The 21429-nt window shown below is 69.0% G+C and carries 21 protein-coding genes; 11 read left to right on the top strand and 10 right to left on the bottom strand.

All coding sequences use genetic code 11. The features are described 5' to 3' along the window. Positions 1 to 63: 63 nt before the first annotated feature. The 5 genes from AB0H49_RS08230 to AB0H49_RS08210 all read right to left on the bottom strand — a co-directional run bounded on the left by AB0H49_RS08230 (position 64) and on the right by AB0H49_RS08210 (position 5608). Positions 64 to 1068, bottom strand: a complete 1005-nt coding sequence (locus AB0H49_RS08230) for a VWA domain-containing protein (RefSeq protein ID WP_355002384.1) — start codon at positions 1066 to 1068, stop codon at positions 64 to 66. Beyond that, the gene (locus tag AB0H49_RS08225; protein WP_357248690.1) at positions 1065 to 2021 is read right to left on the bottom strand and encodes a DUF58 domain-containing protein; all 957 of its coding nucleotides are present in this window, start codon (positions 2019 to 2021) and stop codon (positions 1065 to 1067) included. Before AB0H49_RS08225 ends, AB0H49_RS08230 begins: the two co-directional genes overlap by 4 nt. Positions 2022 to 2053: 32 nt before the next feature. After that, positions 2054 to 3229, bottom strand: coding sequence for a MoxR family ATPase (locus AB0H49_RS08220; protein WP_357248687.1), 1176 nt, complete (start codon positions 3227 to 3229; stop codon positions 2054 to 2056). A 115-nt stretch (positions 3230 to 3344) separates the two neighbouring features. After that, complete coding sequence (locus AB0H49_RS08215) at positions 3345 to 4763, bottom strand: NlpC/P60 family protein (RefSeq protein WP_357248684.1); 1419 nt, start codon at positions 4761 to 4763, stop codon at positions 3345 to 3347. Between the two features lie 266 nt (positions 4764 to 5029). Continuing rightward, positions 5030 to 5608 (bottom strand): DUF6676 family protein, encoded by a 579-nt coding sequence (locus AB0H49_RS08210; RefSeq protein ID WP_355002380.1) that lies wholly within the window; start codon positions 5606 to 5608, stop codon positions 5030 to 5032. A gap of 287 nt (positions 5609 to 5895) precedes the next feature. Between AB0H49_RS08210 and acnA the strand changes: the two genes are divergently transcribed. Then, positions 5896 to 8697 (top strand): aconitate hydratase AcnA, encoded by a 2802-nt coding sequence (gene acnA, locus AB0H49_RS08205; RefSeq protein WP_355002379.1) that lies wholly within the window; start codon positions 5896 to 5898, stop codon positions 8695 to 8697. 156 nt (positions 8698 to 8853) lie between these two features. Next, positions 8854 to 9420, top strand: a complete 567-nt coding sequence (locus AB0H49_RS08200) for a TetR/AcrR family transcriptional regulator (RefSeq protein WP_011210017.1) — start codon at positions 8854 to 8856, stop codon at positions 9418 to 9420. Positions 9421 to 9446: 26 nt separating this feature from the next. Here AB0H49_RS08200 and AB0H49_RS08195 read toward each other — a convergent pair whose 3' ends face one another. The 3 genes from AB0H49_RS08195 to AB0H49_RS08185 all read right to left on the bottom strand — a co-directional run bounded on the left by AB0H49_RS08195 (position 9447) and on the right by AB0H49_RS08185 (position 12515). Further along, positions 9447 to 10952 carry an amidohydrolase family protein gene (locus tag AB0H49_RS08195; RefSeq protein WP_357249053.1) on the bottom strand — a complete coding sequence of 502 codons (1506 nt, stop codon included), beginning with the start codon at positions 10950 to 10952 and terminating at the stop codon, positions 9447 to 9449. A 137-nt stretch (positions 10953 to 11089) separates the two neighbouring features. Then, entirely contained in the window at positions 11090 to 11881 is a 792-nt protein-coding gene (locus tag AB0H49_RS08190) for a hypothetical protein (RefSeq protein WP_355002378.1), read from the bottom strand. A 127-nt stretch (positions 11882 to 12008) separates the two neighbouring features. Next, the gene (locus tag AB0H49_RS08185) at positions 12009 to 12515 is read right to left on the bottom strand and encodes a MarR family transcriptional regulator (RefSeq protein ID WP_357248679.1); all 507 of its coding nucleotides are present in this window, start codon (positions 12513 to 12515) and stop codon (positions 12009 to 12011) included. Positions 12516 to 12584: 69 nt separating this feature from the next. Here AB0H49_RS08185 and AB0H49_RS08180 point away from each other — a divergent pair, with 69 nt between their 5' ends. From AB0H49_RS08180 to AB0H49_RS08165, 4 genes are all read left to right on the top strand, one after another. Continuing rightward, positions 12585 to 13088, top strand: coding sequence for a cupin domain-containing protein (locus AB0H49_RS08180; RefSeq protein ID WP_357248676.1), 504 nt, complete (start codon positions 12585 to 12587; stop codon positions 13086 to 13088). Positions 13089 to 13167: 79 nt separating this feature from the next. Continuing rightward, on the top strand, positions 13168 to 13584 hold the full coding sequence (locus tag AB0H49_RS08175) for an acyl-CoA thioesterase (RefSeq protein ID WP_357248673.1): 417 nt from the start codon (positions 13168 to 13170) through the stop codon (positions 13582 to 13584). A gap of 259 nt (positions 13585 to 13843) precedes the next feature. Next, entirely contained in the window at positions 13844 to 14299 is a 456-nt protein-coding gene (locus tag AB0H49_RS08170) for a hypothetical protein (RefSeq protein ID WP_355002375.1), read from the top strand. A 45-nt stretch (positions 14300 to 14344) separates the two neighbouring features. Next, entirely contained in the window at positions 14345 to 15274 is a 930-nt protein-coding gene (locus tag AB0H49_RS08165) for a hypothetical protein (RefSeq protein WP_355002374.1), read from the top strand. A gap of 132 nt (positions 15275 to 15406) precedes the next feature. Here the strand turns inward: AB0H49_RS08165 and AB0H49_RS08160 are convergent, their stop codons facing one another. Both AB0H49_RS08160 and AB0H49_RS08155 read right to left on the bottom strand, forming a co-directional pair. Next, on the bottom strand, positions 15407 to 15646 hold the full coding sequence (locus tag AB0H49_RS08160) for a helix-turn-helix domain-containing protein (RefSeq protein ID WP_067780848.1): 240 nt from the start codon (positions 15644 to 15646) through the stop codon (positions 15407 to 15409). 83 nt (positions 15647 to 15729) lie between these two features. Beyond that, positions 15730 to 17361, bottom strand: a complete 1632-nt coding sequence (locus AB0H49_RS08155; RefSeq protein ID WP_355002373.1) for an ABC-F family ATP-binding cassette domain-containing protein — start codon at positions 17359 to 17361, stop codon at positions 15730 to 15732. Positions 17362 to 17547: 186 nt separating this feature from the next. Between AB0H49_RS08155 and AB0H49_RS08150 the strand changes: the two genes are divergently transcribed. The 5 genes from AB0H49_RS08150 to AB0H49_RS08130 all read left to right on the top strand — a co-directional run bounded on the left by AB0H49_RS08150 (position 17548) and on the right by AB0H49_RS08130 (position 21429). Beyond that, a complete protein-coding gene (locus tag AB0H49_RS08150) occupies positions 17548 to 18312 on the top strand; it encodes an SDR family oxidoreductase (RefSeq protein ID WP_355002372.1) in 765 nt (254 codons plus the stop codon). Positions 18313 to 18394: 82 nt separating this feature from the next. After that, complete coding sequence (locus tag AB0H49_RS08145; RefSeq protein ID WP_357248667.1) at positions 18395 to 19513, top strand: lycopene cyclase family protein; 1119 nt, start codon at positions 18395 to 18397, stop codon at positions 19511 to 19513. Next, positions 19513 to 20445 carry a Ku protein gene (locus AB0H49_RS08140; protein ID WP_357248663.1) on the top strand — a complete coding sequence of 311 codons (933 nt, stop codon included), beginning with the start codon at positions 19513 to 19515 and terminating at the stop codon, positions 20443 to 20445. Before AB0H49_RS08145 ends, AB0H49_RS08140 begins: the two co-directional genes overlap by 1 nt. 126 nt (positions 20446 to 20571) lie before the next feature. Then, positions 20572 to 20991, top strand: coding sequence for a DUF4247 domain-containing protein (locus AB0H49_RS08135; RefSeq protein ID WP_097244348.1), 420 nt, complete (start codon positions 20572 to 20574; stop codon positions 20989 to 20991). Between the two features lie 12 nt (positions 20992 to 21003). After that, on the top strand, positions 21004 to 21429 hold the full coding sequence (locus AB0H49_RS08130; protein ID WP_067780720.1) for a DUF350 domain-containing protein: 426 nt from the start codon (positions 21004 to 21006) through the stop codon (positions 21427 to 21429).

Genomic DNA, 21429 nt, shown 5'->3' with positions numbered 1-21429 from the left:
TTCGGGTTCGTGCGCCGGGCTCGGGGCACCGCAACCTTGTGCGATGCCACAGCGAGCGCGGCGCTACGGCAGGCGTTGACGATAGAGCAAGCCGGTGACGATGCCCGCGGCGACGACCAGCATGCCGAGCAACAGCCACGGCCTGCTCGCGTCACCGCGGGTCGTCTCGTAGCCGATCTGCTCTTCGAGAGTGTCGTAGACGGCGGTGAGTTCTTCGAGGCTGGAGGCGGTGTAGAACTCGCCGCCGGACAGCTGGGCGATCTCGCGCAACGAGTCGTTGTCGACGGGCACCTTGACCCGCTGCGAGCCCTGGCCGTCCTGATCCGGGATCTCCACCGAACCCCATTCGGTGCCGAAGGAGATCGTGGACACCGGAATGCCCTTGTTCTTGGCGAGGCGGGCGGCGGTGAACGCGTGCCTCGGGTTGTCGACGTCCTTGTCGTCCGGCACGGTCTGCTTGCCGTCGGACATCAGCACGACCCGCGCGGGCGGCGGGGTCTCCGCTCCGCCGAGCACGGTGGCCAGGGTGTCGATGGATTGCAGGGCCGTCAGGATGCCCTCGCCCGTGGCGGTGCGCTCGGCCAGCTTGATGTTGTCGATGGCGGCCTTGACCGATTCCCGGTTGGTCGTCGGCGACACCATGACCGACGCGGTGCCCGCGAAGGTGACGAAGCCGAGGTTGATGCCCTGGGTCAGGCCGTCGACGAACTCCTTGCCAGCTTCCTGGGCCACCTGAAGCCTGGTCGGCGGTACGTCGGTGGCCTCCATGGACAGCGAAACGTCCATCACCAGAACGACGGTCGCGCGGTTGCGCGGCACCTTCTTGACCGCCGTCGGTCCGGCCGCGGCGACGGTCAGCAACACCAGGCCGACCAGCATCAGCGCGATCGGCACGTGCCGGATCGGACTCGGCCGAGCGGGCGCGACCTTCTCCAGCAGTTCCATGTTGGTGAAGCGCAGCATCTGGCGGTGCCTGCTGCGCTGCACCAGCACGTAGCCGAGCGCGATCAGCACGACGACCGCGAGGAAACCGAGCCAGATCAGTGCGGTGAAATGCGAAATACTCACTGGCGCGGCACCCGCCCGGTCGGGGCGCCGAAGCTGTGACGCCGGGTGGAAACGAACCGGACCACGTCGGCGATCCAGTCCCGGTCGGTCCGCAGGGTGAGCACCGGCGCGCCGCAGCTGCGCAGCGCCTGCTCGACCTGCTCGCGGTGTCGCTGGGCGGCGGCCGCGAAATCGGTGCGCAGCGTGGGCGTCACGCTGAACTCGCGGGTGCGGCCGCTCTCGGGATCGTGCAGCACCACATCGCCGACGTCGGGCAGCTCCAGATCGCGCGGGTCGAGCACCTCGACCGCGAGCAGATCGTGCCGCGCGGAGATGGCACGCAGCGAACGCTGCCAATCGATATCGCCGAGGAAGTCGGAAATGATCACCGCGAGACCGCGTTTGCGCTGCGGGCGGCGCAGCGACTCGATGCCGCCGCGCAGATCGCCGCGCACGCCGTCGCGGGCGTGCGGGGTGGTCGCCACGCCGCGCAGCAGCGACTGGGCGTGAATCCGCCCGCTGCGCGCAGGAATTCGCACCAGCTGCTCGCCGGTGGCGACGACCGCGCCGATCCGGTTGCCGCCGCCGCTGGTGAGGTGGGTGATCGCCGCGGCGGCCGCGATCGCCAGATCGCGTTTCTGGCAGGCCGCCGTGCCGAAGTCGAGGCTGGCCGAGAGGTCGACGACCATCCACGTCTCCAGCTCGCGATCGGCGATCAGCTGCCGCACGTGCGGATGCGTGGTGCGGGCGGTGACCGACCAATCCATCTGGCGCACATCGTCACCCGGCTGATACATCCGGGACTCGCCGGGCTCCGAGCCCGGTCCGGGGATCAAGCCGAGGTGGTCGCCGTGCAGCACGCCGTCCAGGCGCCTGCGCACGGTCAGCTCCAGGGTTCTCAGCGCCGCCGAGAGCCGCGGGTCGGTCAGTTCTCCGGCCCGGAACGACGGCGGTGCGTGCGATGACGTTGTCACTCGGGAAACCTCGGGCGCGGCCGACGCGGCCGTCACTTGGTCTGGTGGTTGCCGGCGGCCGGGGCCATCTGCGGCTGGCCCTGCTGCGGCGGCTGCGGAATCTGCTGCTGGCTCGCGGGCTGCGGCGCGGCGGGCGCGGGTGCGGACTGGCTGCCGGAATGCACCGCCTGCGGAGCGACCTGCGGCAGGCCGACGGTCTGCAGCACCCGCTTGATGACGTCCTCCGGGCTGACCTCGTCGGCCAGCGCGTCGTAGGACAGCACCAGGCGGTGGCGCAGCACGTCCGGGATCACCTCGACCACGTCCTGCGGCACCACGTAGTCGCGGCCACGGATCAGCGCCACCGCGCGGGCCGCGGCGATGATGCCGAGGCTGGCGCGCGGCGAGGCGCCGTAGGCGATCCAGTTCGCCACGTCGGCCATGCCGAAGTCGAGCGGCTTGCGGGTCGCCGCGATCACCCGGACCACGTAGTCGACCAGCGCGTGGTGCACGAAGGTGTTGGCCGCGACCTTCTGCAGCCGGATCAGGTCCTCCGGACCGAGGACCTGCCTGGCCTCCGGCGGCGTGACGCCCATCCGGTAGATGATCTCGCGCTCCTCCTCGACGGAGGGATAGTCGACGACGACCTTGAACAGGAAGCGGTCGCGCTGCGCCTCGGGCAGCGGGTAGACGCCCTCGCTCTCGATCGGGTTCTGAGTCGCCATGACCAGGAAGGGATCCGGCATCGGGTAGGTCTTGCCGCCGATCGACACATGCCGCTCGGCCATCACCTCGAGCAGCGCGGACTGCACCTTGGCGGGCGCGCGGTTGATCTCGTCGGCGAGCACGAAATTGGCGACGACCGGCCCGAGTTCGGTGTCGAACTCCTCGCGGCCCTGACGGTAGATGCGGGTACCGATCAGGTCGGTCGGCACCAGATCGGGGGTGAACTGGACGCGAGAGAAGGAACCGCCGACGACCTTGGCGAAGGTCTCCACGGCCAGGGTCTTCGCGATGCCCGGCACGCCCTCGAGCAGCACGTGGCCGCGCGCGAGGACACCGACGAGCAGCCGTTCGACGAGCCGATCCTGGCCCACGATGACCCGCTTGACCTCGTAGATCGCCTTCTCCAGGGTCTGAACGTCACGCTCCAGGGTGCCCGACGCGGGCTCCGGCGCACCTTTCGCCAGATCCGCCCCGCTCACGCTGTCCGTCGAAGTCACCAACATCCCCGCTTTCGCCTTGGTCTCGTGCGTGCTCGCCCCAACTATTCCAGGTATTCGCGCAGCATGCCGCAACCGGCTCCGGTATCAGTGGAATTCGCGCCGGATCGGCGGCCGATTCTCAGGAGACGATGCGCACCGCGTAGGGCATGATGCCGCTTTCCCGCACCGGCGAAACCTTCACCACGTCGCCCGACTGCGGCGCCTCGACCATCTGTCCGTTGCCCAGGTAGAGGGCCACGTGCTGGCTGCCGCTCGGCCCCCAGAACAGCATGTCGCCGCGGGCTCGCTCGTCCACCGGAACGCGGGTGCCCGCGTTGTATTGATAGCCGCTGTAGTGCGGCAGCGAGACGCCGATACCCGCGAAGGCGTAGATCATCAGGCCCGAGCAGTCGAAGCCGACTTTGTTGTAATCGCCGTGGCTGTCGGCCACGCCGCCGTCGCGAATGCCGAGCGTCGGGCCGTTCTCGTCGCCGCCGCCCCAGGCGTACTGCACGCCCAATTGCGAAAGCGCCCGGTCCACCACGATTTCCACCGCTTGCGAGCCGCGTGCCGCCGGTCCGCTGGGTCGCGGCGTGCTCTGCCGCGGGGCGGGGGCGTCCTCGAGCTGGGTGTGCGGGCGCCTGCCGTCGCCCGCCTGGGCGGCTCGGTCGCGCGCGGCTTGATCGGCGGCGGCGCGTTCGGCCGCGGCCGCCGCGGCGGCGCGGATCGCGGCCTCTTCGGCGCGGCGCCGCTCGTCCCAGGCCAGGAAGGCCTCGCGCTGGCCTTGCAGTCCGGCGACGTTGGCGCGGGCGATGTCGAGCCTGCCCTGCGCGGCGTCGCGCTCGCGCAGCAAGGTGTCGCGCCGCACCGTCTGCTGGTCGAGCTCGGTCTTGGCCGCGGCGACGGCGTGCTCGGCGTCGTTCTTCTTCTGCTCGGCCATCGCCGCGGCCGCGTCGGCCTCCGATTTGGCTTGGCGCGCAGTGGAATTCCGATTGCCCTGCTCGATCTGGGCGCGGCGCAGCGCGTCGAGCACCTGCTGCTGGTTCTTCGTCACCAGGCCGAGCACCTGGGAGCGATCGATCGCGCCGCCGGGCGACGAGGCCGCCAGGTACGTGACCATCGAGCCCGAGGACGGCCTGGTGTAGGCCTGTGTGGCGAACTCGTCGAAATTGCGCCGCGCCTGCGCGACCTTCGTCCCGGCGACGGAGAGGTCTTCCCTGGTCTGTGCGACCGTGGCGGCGGCCGCGTCGGCGGCGTCCCGCGCGCTCTGCAAATCGACGAGCGCCTTGTTGACTTCCTCGCGCTTGCGCGCCACCGCGTCATCGAGTTCCTGCAGCTGCTGATTCACCGTGCCCACCTGGTTGATCAGCGCGCCGACCTCGGTGACGCCCGCGTCGACGCGGGCGCCCGCCGCGGCGATCTCACCGTCGCTCGGATTGGGCGGCGCGGGCGGGACAGCGGTGGTCGGTCCCGCGGTCAACACCACGGCGACAGAGACGAGCAACCCCAGAGCGACCGATAGGCCACGCGACCGACCGGTCGGACCTTTTTTGTGCATCGCACCTCCCAAGGACTCGAACGCGGCTAGGCCTCACGAGCCCCAACCGCCCCATCAAGCTCAGTGGGCGGCGGGCAACCCTCGACAACACTCTTTCCCCATCGGTAACTACTTGAACCGTACGACACTTCTTTCACCAAGAAAACATCCGCAACATAATGACATGCACGTAATTTGCGCATAGCCAAGAATTAGCCGGATTGCCGATCGGCGTTAGGGGAAGAAAACGAACCGATCGTTATGAAAAGTGGTGAAAGAGAGACCGCTTATCGAGCGGGAGTGCCGAGGTCGTCACGTTCGGCGACCGCGACGGCGGCGGATTCGGCCGCGGCACGCCGGGACTTCACCCAGTACAGGCCGGCGATGACGATCGCGGTACCGGCCAGCAACACGCTGGTGATCGCGGTCCAGGAGAAAGTTTCCGGCTCTTCGAGGCGACCGACGAAGATTCGCGCGGCCTCGACCGAGTTGCCCTGCTTGCTCTTGGCGGCGTCCTCGGCCCACTCCAGCTTCACCCGGCTGATGGAATCGCTGTAGGTGCCGACCCAGTCGTCGCTGAGCACCACGACGGTGCCGTGTTCGGTCTTGCCGATCTCGGTGGCCAGGTCCCGTAGATTGGAGTCGTGACCGGGATTGCCGGGAATCACCACGATGCTGAGCGGGATCCCGTCGGCGCGCGCCTCGGCCACGATCGCCTCGAGTCCCGACTGGTCCTTCCCCTTCGGCGCCGCCACGTGATTGTCGGCGACGTCGGCCTTGATGGTCCGCAACGCGCTGTCGTTGATGGTGGGCGGCAGCTCCGCGGCCATGGGGGAGAACACCGAGGTGTACGAAGGGGCCATCATCCATCCGGTCTGTCCAGCCGCGTCAGCGGGCGCTGCGACGGGCATCCAACACTGCAGGGTGAGCTAACTACTACCCCGGCTAGCTCGAAAGCACAGTACGCGACCCGATGTTCGGGCGCTGCCACCCGCCACGCCGACCGGCCCCCGCGTATTTCACAGGACAAGCGTACTGTTAGAGTCGTGGCGCGAGGAACCGGCGCTCTCCCAGGCGCAGGAGCCCCTCCAAAGACTCGAGTCGCCGGCACAGCCCCGCCGGTGGCCAACCCTCACAGACGAGTGGAGCTGACGTGACGACAAGTATCGATACTTTCGGCGCCAAGGGCACCCTCGAGGTCGGAAGCAACTCCTACGAGATCTTCCGTCTCTCGGCCGTGCCCGGCACCGAGAAACTCCCCTACGCACTGAAGGTCCTCGCGGAGAACCTGCTCCGCACCGAGGACGGCGCCAACATCACCGCCGACCACATCCGCGCCATCGCGAACTGGGATCCGTCGGCCGAGCCGGACACCGAGATCCAGTTCACCCCGGCTCGCGTGATCATGCAGGACTTCACCGGCGTGCCCTGTGTCGTCGACCTGGCCACCATGCGTGAGGCCGTCACCGCCCTCGGTGGCGACCCGAACAAGGTCAACCCGCTCTCCCCCGCCGACATGGTCATCGACCACTCGGTCATCCTGGACGTCTTCGGCCGCGCCGATGCGCTGGAGCGCAACGTCGAGCTCGAGTACGAGCGCAACGGCGAGCGCTACCAGTTCCTGCGCTGGGGCCAGGGCGCCTTCGACGACTTCCGCGTCGTCCCGCCGGGCATGGGCATCGTGCACCAGGTCAACATCGAGTACCTGGCCCCCACCGTCATGGTCCGCAACGGCCAGGCCTACCCCGACACCTGCGTCGGCACCGACTCGCACACCACCATGGTCAACGGCCTCGGCGTGCTGGGCTGGGGCGTCGGCGGCATCGAGGCCGAGGCGGCCATGCTGGGCCAGCCTGTTTCCATGCTCATCCCGCGCGTCGTCGGCTTCAAGCTGACCGGTGAGATCCAGCCCGGCGTGACCGCGACCGACGTGGTGCTCACCGTCACCGACATGCTGCGCAAGCACGGTGTGGTCGGCAAGTTCGTCGAGTTCTACGGCAAGGGCGTAGCCGAGGTGCCGCTGGCCAACCGCGCAACCCTGGGCAACATGAGCCCCGAGTTCGGCTCCACCGCGGCGATCTTCCCGATCGACGCCGAGACCATCAACTACCTGCGCCTCACCGGCCGCACCGACGAGCAGCTCGCGCTCGTCGAGGCGTACGCCAAGGAGCAGGGCATGTGGCACGACGCCGACCGCGAGCCCGCCTACTCGGAGTACCTGGAGCTGGACCTGAGCACCGTGGTGCCGTCCATCGCCGGTCCGAAGCGCCCGCAGGACCGAATCCTGCTGTCGGAGAGCAAGATCGCCTTCCGCAAGGACATCTGCAACTACGTCACCGAGGGTGACACCGCGCCGCACACCCAGCTGGACGAGGCCGTCGAGGAGTCCTTCCCGGCCAGCGATCCGGCCGTGCTGTCCTTCGCCGAGGACGACGCCGTGCTGCCGACCGCCGCCAACGGCTCCGAGGGCCGCCCGACCAAGCCGGTCAAGGTCTCCGATCCCGAGCGTGGCGACTTCGTGCTCGATCACGGCGCCGTCGTCGTCGCGGGCATCACCTCCTGCACCAACACCTCCAACCCGTCGGTCATGCTCGGCGCCGCCCTGCTGGCCCGCAACGCGGTGGAGAAGGGCCTGTCCTCCAAGCCGTGGGTCAAGACCAACATGGCCCCTGGCTCGCAGGTCGTCGCCGACTACTACGAGAAGGCCGGCCTGTGGCCGTACCTGGAGAAGCTCGGCTTCTACGTGGGCGGTTTCGGCTGCACCACCTGCATCGGTAACACCGGCCCGTTGCCGGAGGAGATCTCCAAGGCGATCAACGACAACGACCTCTCGGTCACCGCGGTGCTCTCCGGCAACCGCAACTTCGAGGGTCGCATCTCCCCCGACGTGAAGATGAACTATTTGGCCTCGCCGCCGCTGGTCATCGCCTACGCGCTCGCGGGCACCATGGACTTCGACTTCGAGACCGACTCGCTCGGCAAGGACACCGAAGGCAACGACGTCTACCTGCGCGACATCTGGCCGTCCCCGCAGGAGATCGACGACACCATCAAGTCGGCGATCAACCGCGACATGTTCACCAAGTCCTACGCCGACGTCTTCAAGGGCGACGAGCGCTGGCAGAACCTGTCCACCCCCGAGGGCGACACCTTCGCGTGGGACGAGAACTCGACCTACGTCCGCAAGGCGCCGTACTTCGACGGCATGGAGATGGAGCCGTCGCCGGTCGCCGACATCAAGGGCGCGCGCGTCCTCGCGCTGCTGGGCGACTCGGTCACCACCGACCACATCAGCCCGGCCGGTCCGATCAAGCCCGGCACCCCGGCCGCGCAGTACCTGGACTCGCACGGCGTGGAGCGCAAGGACTACAACTCCCTCGGCTCGCGTCGCGGTAACCACGAGGTGATGATCCGCGGCACCTTCGCCAACATCCGGCTGCGCAACCAGCTGCTCGACGACGTCTCGGGCGGTTACACCCGCGACTTCACCCAGGACGGCGGCCCGCAGGCCTTCATCTACGACGCCTCGCAGAACTACCAGGCCGCGGGCATCCCGCTGGTCGTGCTGGGCGGCAAGGAGTACGGCTCGGGTTCGTCGCGTGACTGGGCGGCCAAGGGCACCCGCCTGCTCGGCGTGAAGGCGGTCATCACCGAGTCGTTCGAGCGCATCCACCGCTCCAACCTCATCGGTATGGGCGTCGTCCCGCTGCAGTTCCCGGCCGGTGAGAGCGCCAAGTCGCTGGGCCTGGACGGCACCGAGGTCTTCGACATCGAGGGCATCACCAAGCTGAACGAGGGTGTGACTCCGAAGACCCTGAAGGTGACCGCCACCAAGGAGAGCGGCGAGAAGGTCGTCTTCGACGCGGTGGTCCGGATCGACACCCCCGGTGAGGCCGACTACTACCGCAACGGCGGCATCCTGCAGTACGTGCTGCGGAACATGATTCGCGGCTGATCCTCGAGCGTTCCCCGCACACGCGGGGTCGACCGATGATTCGCGGCCGAGCCGGGTAGCCGGCTCGTCGCCAGTGCGGAAGGTCCGCGCATCGCCACGGCGGTGCGCGGACCTCTCCGCATCCCGCAGCGTCACTCTTTCGGAGGAGCCACGCCCATGCCCAAGGTCAGCGATGACCACCTCGCCGCCCGGCGCAGTCAGATCCTCGACGGGGCGCGACGCTGCTTTGCCGAATACGGCTACGACGGCGCCACCGTGCGTCGCCTGGAAGAGGCCATCGGACTGTCTCGCGGCGCCATCTTCCACCACTTCCGCGACAAGGACGCGCTGTTCCTCGCGCTCGCGCAGGAGGACGCCGAGCGCATGGCCGACGTCGCGGCCAACCAGGGCATCGTGCAGGTGATGCGCGATATGCTCGCCCACCCCGAGCAATTCAATTGGCTCGGCACCCGTTTGGAGATCGCGCGCAGGCTGCGCACCGATCCCGAGTTCCGCGCGGGCTGGACCCAGCGCTCCGCCGAGCTGACCGCGGCCACCCTGGCCCGCCTGGAGCGGCGCAAGGCCGCGGGCGCGCTGCGCGACGACGTCCCCACCGACGTCCTGCTCGGCTATCTCGACCTCGTCCTCGACGGCCTCATCGCCCGTATCGCCTCCGGCCACACCAACGAGAACCTCTCCGCGGTCCTCGACCTCGTCGAAGCCTCGGTCCGCCGTAAAGACTGAGCTCCGCCGCAAAGACTGAGCCGCGATCAGCCGCAGCACCGTCCGAGCGAACCACCGGGGACGAACGCCGGCGACGGCTCCTGCGCGGCCACCTCGACCTCCCGCAGCATCCGTTCCCGGTCCGCGCCGGACAGGTAACGGCCCCGGCTGACGACCGCGTGAATACTTCTAGTGTTGCCGATGCTCGCCAGCGGGTCGGCGTCCAGCACAACGAGATCCGCGAACTTCCCCGGTGCGACGGTGCCGGACAGGTGTTCCCATCCCGCGCAGCGGGCCGCGTCGCGCGTGGCGGCTTGCAACGCCCGCATCGGCGCCAGGCCCGCTCGCACAAGGAGTTCCAGCTCCTCGTGCAACGAATAGCCGGGGAACACATAGGGATTTCCGGCGTCGGTGCCCGCGACGATCCCGACACCGGCCTCGGCCATCGCCGCGAGCAGATCCAGCCGCACTCGGAAGGCGAACTCCCGCTCGGCGATTTGCTCCGGCGTCGACGGAGCGGTTCGGTAGCCCGTCCAGAACTGCCGGATGCTCTCGGGCATGTAGCGCCGCAGCATGTCCTCGGCGGACGGATCGTCCGGCGGCGGGTATCCGCTTCCGGTCACGAGCCGGCGTTGCACGGCGAGGGTCGGCGACTGCCAGCAGCCGAGCCGGATCATCAGGTCGGACAGTCGCGCCGCACGTGCCGGGTCGTAGGTCTCGGCCGCCTCGCGCTCCAGCCAGGCACGCTGCGCGAGCCAGCCCTCGGGGTGCCCGGGATCGGCAGGCATGGCGTCGATTTCGGCTTGCAGCTCCGATGCCCGCGCGGACGCGGCGGTCAGCATGCCGTACATGTGCTCGAGGGTGTACAGACCCGTCTCGACGGCCTCCTCGACCGGAATGCGATAGGGCACGTGGCCCGCGAAACGCAGTCCGACCCGGCGCGACTCGTCGGCGATGGCTCCGAAAGTCTCCCGCGTCAGCTGGGAGTACACCTTGACGAAATCCGCGCCCGTGCCGTGTGCCCTGCGGACCGCCGCACGAGCTTCGGCGTCGGTCGCCACGCCTTCCGAGCCGGGCCAGATAACGGGCGGGCCGTCGATGATGCTGCTGGCTACCAGCATCCGGGGTCCGGGTAGTTCACCGCCCTCGATGCGCCGACGCAGCGAATGCGTCTCCGGGAAGCCCCACATCTCGCGAATGCCGGTGACGCCGTATGCGAGATACATCGGCGGAAAGGTCCGCTCCGCCGTGGCGACGTGCGTGTGCATGTCCCACAGACCGGGGATGACGAACTTGCCGCGCAGATCGATGGTCCGCACCGGCGGCGTCGGCAGGTCGGGAAAACGCCCGACCGCGACGATCCGATCGCCCGCCAGCACTACGGTGGTGTCCGGTTGCGACCGCCCGCCCGTCCCGTCGATCACCGTGGCCCCCACCAGGACCGTCACCGGCGCGTTCGGTTCCGCCTCGGCGATCGCGCCCGTTAGCACGCCACCGGTCACCGCGCCGACGGCGCTGCCCGCCAACCACGTCAGGAACTGCCCGCGGTTCATCTCGGTCACGTCCGCTCTCCCTGCTGCCCGATCCGACTGTCGAGCCCGAGCGCACTGTCTCGCAGAGGTTTTCGGGCTCGCGGTGTCTCGCGAGAGACTGTACGCCGAGGGCGGGCGCAGGGTGGTCGACGGCGGCGTCAGTAGGTGTCGTTGAGGTAGTCGGCGGCGTGGGTGGTCCAGAGGACGTTCGTGCCGGGCATGTTGTGGCCGGAATACAGGACGTGCTGGCCGTCGGGCCACGGGGTGAGGTAGCCGATGACGCCCTGCACGGCGGCGGTGTAGCGGTTCAGATTGGCCAGCGGGTTCCGCAACAGGAAGCGCAGCAGTTCCTCGAAGATCAGCGGCGTCACGTTGCCGAAGCGAGCGCCCTCGACGAACGAGAACGGGGAGATGCCGGCATCGATCACGCGCAGCGGGGAATCCGGCGGCGAGGAGGTGATGATGTCGCCGGGATTGGCGTATTCCCGGACGTCGAGGCTGGGCCACGCGCCGCGCTGGCCGTGCAGTCCGTAGGTGGACGGCGGGCACAGATTCCCCACGGACTGACCCGCTTTGCGCACCGGATTGGCGATGTTGACCACGAACGCGATCTCCAGCGGCGAGCCGTCGAAGTTCTTGTACTTGCCCGACCGCACACCCTCCAATATCCGGCTCGCGCAGATACCGCCGAGCGAATAGCTCAGCAGCCCACAGACATTCGGCGAATCCTGAATGGCGCGCACCCCGGCGGCGACGCCGAGCCGGACCGAGGTCTCCAGCGAGGGACCCCACACCTCCGGCGCCGGCCCGACCGAGGCGGGCCAGTTCGGCTCGAACGCGGTGAACTTCTCCGGGTCGAGCAGTTTGGTGACGTCGCGCAGCATGCCCGCGGGCGCGCCGTCCGGATTGCGGGGCTCGCCGGTGCCCCGGAGGGTGATGATGTCGATCATCGTTTCTCCTTGCCCGCCTAGAGGTCTGAAAGCAGAGCCACACCGTAGGGCCGCGCGCCGCCCGGCACACGAGTAGCGCACTACTCGATTTCGCGCGACGGTTTCCCCGACGCGCCCGGGCCGAATGTCAGTCGTCGTTTTCGAGACTGGCGAGCAGACTCCGCGCGATGCGGTCGAGATCCTCGCGGTCCTGCGCCGAGAGCACCGAGAGGATGCGGGTCTCGTTGCGGGTGTGCGCCGTCACCACGGTGTCGACCAGTTCCCGGCCCGCGTCGGTGAGCGCCACCCGAACGGCGCGCCGATCGGCCGCGTCGGCGATGCGGCGCACCAGTCCCGCCGATTCCAGCCGGTCCAGGCGACCGGTCATGCCCGCGCGGGAGAGCATCAGCGTGTCGGCGAGCACGGACGGGTTCAGCTGGAACGGTTCGCCCGAACGGCGCAGCGCCGCAAGCACATCGAACTCGCCGCGCTGCAATCCGTGTGCGGTGAAGACCGCTTCGATCGCCTGCTGCGCCACGACCATGAGCCGCCAGAGCCGCCCGACGATCGCCATCGCCTCCAGGTCGAGATCGGGCCGCTCGCGCCGCCACTGTTCGGCGATGGCGTCCACCGGATCGGGTTTCACTTCGGTCATGGACAAGATTCTATTCGCCGGGATATAGTTCGGTAGCGAATTATCAACCGCCGAACTACAGGAGTCGTCATGACCGCCGCCCTTCCTCGCCGCGAATTCGCCCTCCGTCAGCCGCACGACGCGGAGATTTTGCGGACCGACACCGTCCGGATGCGCCTGCTGATCGACGCGAACGAGACCGGCGGGTCGGTCAGCAGCCTGGAGGTCACCCTGGCCGAGGGCGCCGACGGCGCCGCGCCGCACTACCACACCAAGTCCGACGAGCTGTTCTACGTGGCCGAGGGCGAGCTGCAGGTGCTGGCCGGGGAGGAGATCGTCACCGTGGGCGCGGGCGGCGCGCTGGTGGTGCCCAAGTTCATGCCGCACGCGTTCGGCGCGGCGCCGGGTAGCACCGCCCGGCTGCTGATCGCGCTCATGCCCGGCGTCCAACGTTTCGAGTACTTCCGCCTGCTCGACCGCCTCGGCAGGGGCGAGGCGACGCTCGCCGATCTCGCCGCCACCCAAGAGGAATTCGACAATCACTTCGTGGACGCTCCGCGGTGGTGGGCCGAGCGAACCGCCAACCGGCGGTGATGCGTTCGCGCACCGGAGTGTGGCGCGGACGTCAGCGCGGAACGGGAACAACAACGGACGGCGACGGGTTCGCTTCGATATGACCTTTTCCGTCCCCGTCGTCGTCCGCGGTTACGAGCTCGACACCCAGGGCCACCTGAATCAGGCGGTGTACCTCCAGTACGCCGAGCACGCCCGCTGGGAACTGCTGCGCGCCGCCGGGGTCGCCCAGGACAAGCTCGTCGAGGCCGGTGTCGGGCCGGTGGTCCTGGAGACGAACATCAAGTACTTCCGTGAACTGCGCGGCGGCGACGAGGTGACGATCAGCTGCGAATTCGCTTGGACCGAAGGCAAGATCTTCCGGATGCGCCAGCAGATCCGCAAGCTCGACGGTACGGTGTCGGCCGAGGTCGCCGTCGTCGGCGGCCTGCTCGATCTGGCCGAGCGCAAGCTGGTCGCCGATCCGGGCGAGCGTTTCCGAGCCCTCGCCGAACGACCCGATCTGCTCGACCTGTAGCGTGGCGCGGCGGTCGACATGGCCGCCAATCTTGGGCAATACCCGTCGGCTACCCCCAATCGAAAGTAGCTAGAAGGTTGCGGTAGGGCTATTTTCGGACTGCCGAAAATCTTTCGGCGCTAGCGCCTTCCGTGTCCGGATCCGGTTTGCCAACGGCCGTGAAATCTTTCGATCCGGGCCGGGGCCGACCCCTTCCGCGTTATGATCCAGTTCACGCTCGGGGGTCCTGGCAAATCGCGAGCAGATCGGAGAGCAGACCATGGCCGACGCAATCCACCGACCCGGTGTCACGTCGACGGAAGACCGCGTACCCGCACTGCAGGGCCTCTTGGTGGCCGAGTCGGAACGCGAGATCACCGTCCGTGTCGCCGAGGGCACGTGGACCTTCCGCCGTGACGATGTGCTCCGCATGCTCGACAACGTCACCGACGACCAAGCGGGCGACGGCCGACCGGTTCTGGTGGACATCCGCCCCGGCGCCACCGCCGACTTCACCCAGCGGCTGCGCATCGACCTCGTCGACCGGCCGATGACCATCGCCGCCGCACCCTCGGAAGCGCTGGGAGACGAACTGCTGCAACAACTCACGGCCACCTGGGCCGATCGACTTCGGCTCGTGGACTATCCGGCGGGCACCGGTGCGACCTATACCTACTGTCAGACGAAATCGTTCGCGACGAGTGACGACGGCATCAACTGCGACAGCCTCGACTGAGCGGACCCGCCGATGGTGAGCCGGCTCCCAGGCTCGGTCCTGATCGTGTCCGAATCCGATGATCTGCACGCCACGGCGATGGCGGCGACATTGCGAGAACACCACGGGCTCAGTCCGATACACCTCGACCTGCGCGATTTCCCGCGTGAGTCGGGCAGTTTCCGGCTGGACCGGCTCGGCACCACGCGCTCGCTCTCGCACGTCATCGGGCTCGACACCGTCCGTTCGGTGTGGTGGCGGCGACCGCACCCATGCCAGGTGCCCGGCGGCGTGCGCGCCTCCGACGACGCCTACCGCCAGGCCGAGTGCGACGGCTTCATCCAGGGCCTGCTGTGGTCGATCCCGGCGTTCTGGATCAACGATCCCGGCGCCGACCGCACCGCGGCGCGCAAGATCGTCCAATTGGAGACGGCACAGCGCGCCGGGTTCGCGATCCCGGAGACGCTGATCACCAACGATCCGGACGAGGCGCGCAGCTTCGTCGAATCACGGCCCGGCGCAGTGGTTTACAAGCGCACCGGCACGGGACGCGCGGAATTCGCCGAGACCAGGATCATCACCGCCGCCGATTTCGGCAAGCTGGCGGGCATCCGGTCGGCGCCGACCACCTTCCAGGACTACATCCAGGCCGAATGCGACCTGCGGGTGGTGTGGGTGGACGGCATCGCCTGGACGGTGCGCATCGACTCCCAGGCGGGCGTCGGCCGGGTCGACTCCCGGCTGGACACCTCCGTCGAGTTCACCCGCGACCAGCTGCCCGCCTCGGTCAGCAAATCCCTGGCCACGCTCATGGGCGCGCTCGGGCTCAGCTTCGGGGTCCTCGACCTGCGCCTCGGCTTGGACGGCGAGTACTACTTCCTGGAGGTCAACCCCCAGGGGCAGTTCGCCTACCTGGAGATCAAGACCGGCATGCCGATCTTCCAGAGCCTGTCCAACCTGCTCGTGCACAGCGACGGCATGGTTCCCGGCTACTGACCGCCGGTACGGGTCTCCCGCTCCTCCTCTCGTCGGCACCGTCCCGGCGAAGGGACGACGCCGACGCGAAGAATTTCCCGCGGTGGCTGCGAAAGACTGTGCGCAGCCGCCGGATTCGAGCGAGCGTCGGCGTTACTTGCCGGGGCTCTTACGCCGGTTCGCACCACCCCTGCTGCGGAGCTGCACATGCGACTCCACCAGCACGTTGTGGATGAAACCGTAGGAGCGTCCCGTCGAGCGCGCCAGCGAACGGATGCTGGCGCCCGCCTCGTATTGCTTCTTCAGCTGCGATTGCAGACGGTCACGCGATTTCCCCGTGACGCGTGTGCCCTTACCCAATGTGGCCTTGCTTTGTGTGGCCCTGTCGCTCATGGCTTCCTCCGAGTCGCCGAGCAGCGCGTCATTCCAGGCTAAGCACTGAACAGGCCTTGATCAACGGGTTCGTGTGATGAAACTCACGCGAGCTGAATCAGTTCCAAATATTCCGCGGACCAGTGGTCCTCGGTGCCATCGGGGAGGAGAATGACCCGCTCCGGCGACAAAGCCTCCGCGGCGCCCGGATCGTGGGTCACCAGGACGACGGCCCCGGCGTAGGTGCGCAGCGCGTCGAGCACCTGTTCGCGAGACACCGGGTCCAGGTTGTTGGTCGGCTCGTCGAGCAACAGCACATTGGCCGCCGAGGACACCAGACCGGCCAGCGCCAAGCGGGTCTTCTCACCGCCGGAGAGGGTGCCCGCGGGCTGGTCGAGCTGCGGACCGGTGAACATGAACGCGCCGAGCAGGCCGCGCAGGTCCTGTTCGCCCGCGTCCGGCGCCGCGTGCCGGATGTTCTCCCACACGGTGGCGTCGTCGTCGAGGGTGTCGTGCTCCTGGGCGAAGTAGCCGATCTTCAGACCGTGCCCCGGCACCAGCCCGCCCGCCGACGGCTGCTCCACCCCGGCGAGCAGGCGCAGCAGCGTGGTCTTGCCCGCGCCGTTGAGGCCGAGCACCACGACCCGGCTGCCGCGGTCGATCGCCAGGTCCACACCGGTGAAGATCTCCAGCGAGCCGTACATCTTGGTCAGGTTCTCGGCCATCAGCGGCGTCTTGCCGCAGGCGGCGGGCTCGGGGAACTTGATCCTGGCCACCTTGTCGGCGACGCGCACGTCGTCCAGCTCGTTGAGCAGTCGCTCGGCGCGCTTGACCATGTTCTGTGCCGCAACGGCTTTCGTCGCCTTGGCGCCGAGCTTGGCGGCCTGCGCCTTGAGCGCGGACGCCTTCTTCTCGGCGTTGGCGCGCTCGCGGCGGCGGCGCTGTTCGTCGGTGGCGCGGGCGTCGAGGTACTTCTTCCAGCCCATGTTGTAGACGTCGGCCTCGCCGCGCACGGCGTCGAGGAACCACACCTTGTTGACCACCGCGTCGAGCAGTTCGACGTCGTGGCTGATCACGATCAGGCCGCCGTCGTGGTTCTGCAAGAACCCGCGCAGCCAGGTGATGGAGTCGGCGTCGAGGTGGTTGGTCGGCTCGTCGAGCAGCAGGATGCGATCCGAGCGCCCGCCGCTGCCGTCGGAGGCGGAGAACAGGATGCGCGCCAGCTCGATTCGGCGGCGCTGACCGCCGGAGAGGGTGCGCAGCGGCTGGCCGAGCACCCGGTCGGGCAGCCCCAGGCTGTGGCAGATCCGCGCGGCTTCGCTCTCGGCGACATAGCCGCCCAGCGCCGAGAAGCGCTCTTCGAGCCTGCCGTACTTGCGGACCGCCTTCTCGCGCTCCTTCTCGTCGGCCACCTCGGCCATCAGCGCCTGCTGCTTCTCCATGTCGCGGATCAGCGTGTCCAGCCCGCGCGCGGAGAGCACCCGGTCGCGCGCGAGCACGTCCAGGTTGCCTTCCTTGGGATCCTGCGGCAGATAACCGATCTCGGTGGAGCGCAGGATCTTTCCGGCGTACGGCTCGCCCTCGCCAGCGAGGATGCGCAGCGTCGTCGTCTTGCCCGCGCCGTTGCGCCCGACCAGTCCGATGCGGTCACCGGCCTGTACCCGCAGCGCGGGACCGGGCGCCGACAGCAGGGTCCGGACTCCGGCCCGAACCTCGAGGTCGGTCGCGGTGATCACAGATGGGCTCCTCACGGATGGTGGTGGTCGTGGCATGGCGGGGCCGGGCAGTCGCTGCTCGATTGTGCGCCCCTCGATGCACAAGAACCACCGATTTTACCTGTGCCCGCGACGGGCCCCGCAGCCGAGGAAGCCGGTGTGACCGCGATAACTGCCGTTCGACCGGCTTCGGTAGCGTGCGATGGCATGAGTACCGATCTGTTGGGCAAAAGCGCGCTGGTCAGCGGGGCCAGCCGGGGCATCGGCAAGGCCGTGGCGGCCGAGCTGCTGCGCCGCGGCGCGAACGTGGTGATCACCGCGCGGAAACCGGAACCGCTGGAGGAGGCGGCCGCCGAGCTGCGTGCCCTCGGCCACCAGGGCCAGGTCGTCGCGCTGGCGGGCAATTCCGGCGAGGCGGAGAGCCGCGCCGCCGCGGTCGAGCGCGCGGTCTCGGAGTTCGGCTCGCTCGACATCCTGATCAACAACACCGGCATCAACCCGATCTACGGCGCGCTGATGGACGCGGACCTGGACGCGGTGCGCAAGATCTTCGACGTCAACGTGGTCGCCGCGCTCGGCTACATCCAGGAGGCGTACAAGGCCTGGATGCGCGACAACGGCGGCGCGATCGTGAACGTCGCCAGCGTCGCTGGCATCCGGTCCAGCGGCGTGATCGCCGCCTACGGCGCCTCCAAGGCCGCGCTCATCCACCTCACCGACGAGCTGGCCTGGCAGCTCGGCCCGAAGATCCGGGTGAACGCGGTGGCCCCGGGCGTGGTCAAGACCAAGTTCGCCGACGCGCTCTACTCCGCCGACGAGGAGCGAGCCGCCGCCGCGTACCCGATGAAGCGGCTCGGCGTGCCCGAGGACGTCGCGCGGCTGATCGCGTTCCTGGTCTCGGACGAGGCCGCGTGGATCACCGGCGAGACCGTGCGCGTCGACGGCGGCCTGCTCTCCACCGGCGGCATCTGATCGACGGCGAGCGACGGCAGCCGGTCATCGTCGGGCGACAGCGGCCGCACCCGGCAGGGCGGCGGCCGATCGAGCCTGAGCGATGGCGGCCGTCGTGACCGACATCGTCGTCTGCGGTCTCGGCCCCGGCGGGCGGGCGCTCGCGCACCGCTGCCTGGCTCGCGGCATGGCGGTCACCGTGGTCGATCCCGCGCCCGCACGGCCGTGGACCGCGACCTACGCCGCCTGGGCGGACGAACTGCCCGGATGGCTCGACCCGGCGGTCACGGCCGCGACGGTCGCCCGCCCCACCGCGTGGGGCGCGCGCCGCCACGAACTCGATCGTGCCTACGTCGTGCTCGACACGGGGCGGTTGCAGAACTCGCTGGACCTGGCGGGCGCGGAGATCGTCGCCGAGCGCGCCGTGCGGCTCGAACGGCACGGCGTGACGCTGGCCTCGGGCCGGACGCTGCCCGCCGAGCGGGTGATCGACGCGCGCGGGATCGCCCGCTCCCCCGCCCGCGCCGAACAAACCGCCTACGGCGTGCTCGTCGGCGACACGGTCGCCGCGGGCATCGAGCCGCTGTTCATGGACTGGCGCGCCGACAACGGCGCGCATCCGGCCGCGCCGCGCTCGTTCCTGTACGCGGTTCCGCTGGGCGGCGGCGCGATGCTGCTCGAGGAGACCTGTCTGGCCGGGCGGCCCGCGCTGGACACCGGCGAACTGCGCACCCGCCTTCGGCACCGGTTGCGCGCCCGCGGCATCGCGCTCCACGGCGACGAGCCCGTCGAGCGAGTGCGCTTCCCGGTGCAGGGCGGCCGACCGGGCCAGCGCGCATTCGGCGCGGCGGGCGGATTCACCCATCCCGCAACGGGATACAGCGTGGCGTCCGCACTCGCCGCGGCGGACGCGGCGGCGACGGGCGCCGACCTGTGGCCGCCCTCGGCCCGAGCGGTGCGGGCCCTGCGCACGGCCGGGCTGCGCGCGCTGCTCGCGCTGCCGCCCGCTGACCTCCCCGCGTTCTTCGACGCCTTCTTCGACTTGCCCGCGCCGCTGCAACGCGCCTACCTGTCCGGCCGCACCGATCTCGCCGGCACCGTCGCGGCCATGCGCGCGCTGTTCGCGGCGCTTCCCACCGGATCGCGCATCCGAATCGCCGCCGCGACCTCGGGGATTCCGGTTCGCTCGCGCGGGCGGGATGGTTCGGCCATCATGGAGTGATGGCACGAGCTATCTGGAAGGGCTCGATTGCATTCGGGCTGGTAAACGTCCCGGTCAAGGTGTACACCGCCACCGAGGACCACGACATCAAATTCCACCAGGTGCACGCCAAGGACGGCGGCCGGATCAAATACCAGCGCGTCTGCACCGTCGACAACAAACCCGTGGAGTACGTCGACATCGCCAAGGCGTACGAGTCGCCCGAGGGCGAGCGGGTGATCCTCTCCGACGAGGATTTCGCCCGGCTGCCCGCCGCGGAGAAGCACGAGATCCCGGTGTTGCAGTTCGTGCCGTCCGAGCAGATCGACCCGATCCTGTTCGACAAGAGCTACTACCTCGAGCCGGACTCCACGACGCCGAAGGCCTACGTGCTGCTGGCCACCACGCTCGAGCGCATCGACCGGACCGCGCTGGTCCACTTCACGCTGCGCCAGAAGACCCGGCTCGCCGCGCTGCGGGTGCGCGAGGGCATGCTCGTGCTGCAGACGCTGCTGTGGCCCGACGAGGTGCGCGCGGTCGAGTTCGAGTCCTTGCAGGACGCCTCGGAGCCGCGGCCGCAGGAGATCAAGATGGCCGAGACGCTCGTCGAGTCCATGTCCGACGATTTCGATCCGAGCCAGTTCACCGACGAGTACCAGATCGAACTGCAGAAGATCCTGGACGAGGCGATCGCCAGCGGCAGCGACCGGGTGACCACCAAGCCCGAGGCCGCGCCCGCCGAGATGGACGCCGAGGTGGTCGATCTGGTCGCCGCGCTGCAACGCAGCCTCGAGGCCAGCGGAAGGCGCGCGGCGAGTTCCGGTGGCGGCGCGCAGAAGAAGGCCGCCAAGAAGGCCGCGCCAGCGAAGAAGACCGCCAAGGCGACCAAGAAGACCGCGGAGAAGCCCGCCAAGAAAGCCGCGAAGAAGACCCCCGCCCGCAAGGGCGCGTAGCGCACTGTCGCGTCGAGGACTGGACGCGGGTGGCCGCGTCGGTGATACAGTGCGCGACGAGTTTTCGACATAGAGGACTCGACGTATCACCTACCGGGTACGGCCCGGCGCTCTACGGGGGGACGCATGCACCACCTCGGCAGGACGGTCATCGGTTTCGTCGCGGTGGCCGCGCTGCTGCTCTCGGTCGTCGGCTGCGGCGACGACATCGAGAGCGCGCGCGATTTCGTCGCCGCCAAGTATTCCCGGGCCACCTCGCTGGACCAGGCGAACGACGGCCGCGCCTACACCGCCGCCCTCGCGCCCGCCGCCGTCGGCAGCGCTATCGTCGCGGCCTCGCAGCCGCTGGACAACCGCCGCGTCGGCGATCGCACCTATCTGCAGTATCGCAACGACATCATCACCGTCGCCCCGCACGGGACGGGCTCGATGATCCTCGTCGACCAGTACGGCAACGGATACCGGCGCCACCAGTCGACGGTGTCGAGTTTCGGCTGGCCGAGCCAGCCGCCGGGCAGCGAATACCGCGGCCAGAGCGGCAAATAGAAGGAGAAACACATGCTGGCAGACCTCGCGGCCGACGCGGGCGCGGCGCTCGCCTACACCGGCGTCGGTATCGCGTTGATGGCGCTCGGTTTCGTGCTGGTGGACGTCATCACGCCCGGCAACCTGCGCGAGCAGATCTGGGTCGAGCGGAACCGGAACGCGTCGCTGCTCGTGGCGTCGAACCTGCTCGGCGTCGGGATCATCGTGGCGATGGCGATCTGGACCTCCCAGGGCGCGATCGGTGAGGCGCTGCTGGCCAGCGCGGTGTACGGCGTGATCGGTCTCGGCGCGATGGCGCTGTCGTTCCTGCTGCTGGACCTGCTCACGCCCGGCCAGTTCCGAGATGTGGTCGCGGACGGCGCGATTCACCCGGCCGTCTGGGTGACCGCGGCGCTGCACCTCGCGGTGTCCTTCGTGGTGGCCGCGGGCCTGTCCTGA

This window comes from Nocardia sp. NPDC050713 (genome assembly GCF_040654315.1).
Taxonomy (GTDB): Bacteria; Actinomycetota; Actinomycetes; order Mycobacteriales; family Mycobacteriaceae; genus Nocardia.
Note: the sequence above shows the minus strand (reverse complement) of the source record. Positions and strands in the feature narration are given on the sequence as shown.

Coding starts and splice junctions, on each gene's coding strand:
- AB0H49_RS08145 (WP_357248667.1), top strand. CDS start 18,395: ATGGCGGCCGTCGTGACCGACATCGTCGTCTGCGGTCTCGGCCCCGGC.
- AB0H49_RS08180 (WP_357248676.1), top strand. CDS start 12,585: ATGACCGCCGCCCTTCCTCGCCGCGAATTCGCCCTCCGTCAGCCGCAC.
- AB0H49_RS08130 (WP_067780720.1), top strand. CDS start 21,004: ATGCTGGCAGACCTCGCGGCCGACGCGGGCGCGGCGCTCGCCTACACC.
- AB0H49_RS08150 (WP_355002372.1), top strand. CDS start 17,548: ATGAGTACCGATCTGTTGGGCAAAAGCGCGCTGGTCAGCGGGGCCAGC.
- AB0H49_RS08215 (WP_357248684.1), bottom strand. CDS start 4,763: ATGCACAAAAAAGGTCCGACCGGTCGGTCGCGTGGCCTATCGGTCGCT.
- AB0H49_RS08220 (WP_357248687.1), bottom strand. CDS start 3,229: ATGTTGGTGACTTCGACGGACAGCGTGAGCGGGGCGGATCTGGCGAAA.
- AB0H49_RS08175 (WP_357248673.1), top strand. CDS start 13,168: ATGACCTTTTCCGTCCCCGTCGTCGTCCGCGGTTACGAGCTCGACACC.
- AB0H49_RS08185 (WP_357248679.1), bottom strand. CDS start 12,515: ATGACCGAAGTGAAACCCGATCCGGTGGACGCCATCGCCGAACAGTGG.
- AB0H49_RS08170 (WP_355002375.1), top strand. CDS start 13,844: ATGGCCGACGCAATCCACCGACCCGGTGTCACGTCGACGGAAGACCGC.
- AB0H49_RS08160 (WP_067780848.1), bottom strand. CDS start 15,646: ATGAGCGACAGGGCCACACAAAGCAAGGCCACATTGGGTAAGGGCACA.
- AB0H49_RS08135 (WP_097244348.1), top strand. CDS start 20,572: ATGCACCACCTCGGCAGGACGGTCATCGGTTTCGTCGCGGTGGCCGCG.
- AB0H49_RS08190 (WP_355002378.1), bottom strand. CDS start 11,881: ATGATCGACATCATCACCCTCCGGGGCACCGGCGAGCCCCGCAATCCG.
- AB0H49_RS08140 (WP_357248663.1), top strand. CDS start 19,513: ATGGCACGAGCTATCTGGAAGGGCTCGATTGCATTCGGGCTGGTAAAC.
- AB0H49_RS08195 (WP_357249053.1), bottom strand. CDS start 10,952: ATGAACCGCGGGCAGTTCCTGACGTGGTTGGCGGGCAGCGCCGTCGGC.
- AB0H49_RS08210 (WP_355002380.1), bottom strand. CDS start 5,608: ATGATGGCCCCTTCGTACACCTCGGTGTTCTCCCCCATGGCCGCGGAG.
- AB0H49_RS08200 (WP_011210017.1), top strand. CDS start 8,854: ATGCCCAAGGTCAGCGATGACCACCTCGCCGCCCGGCGCAGTCAGATC.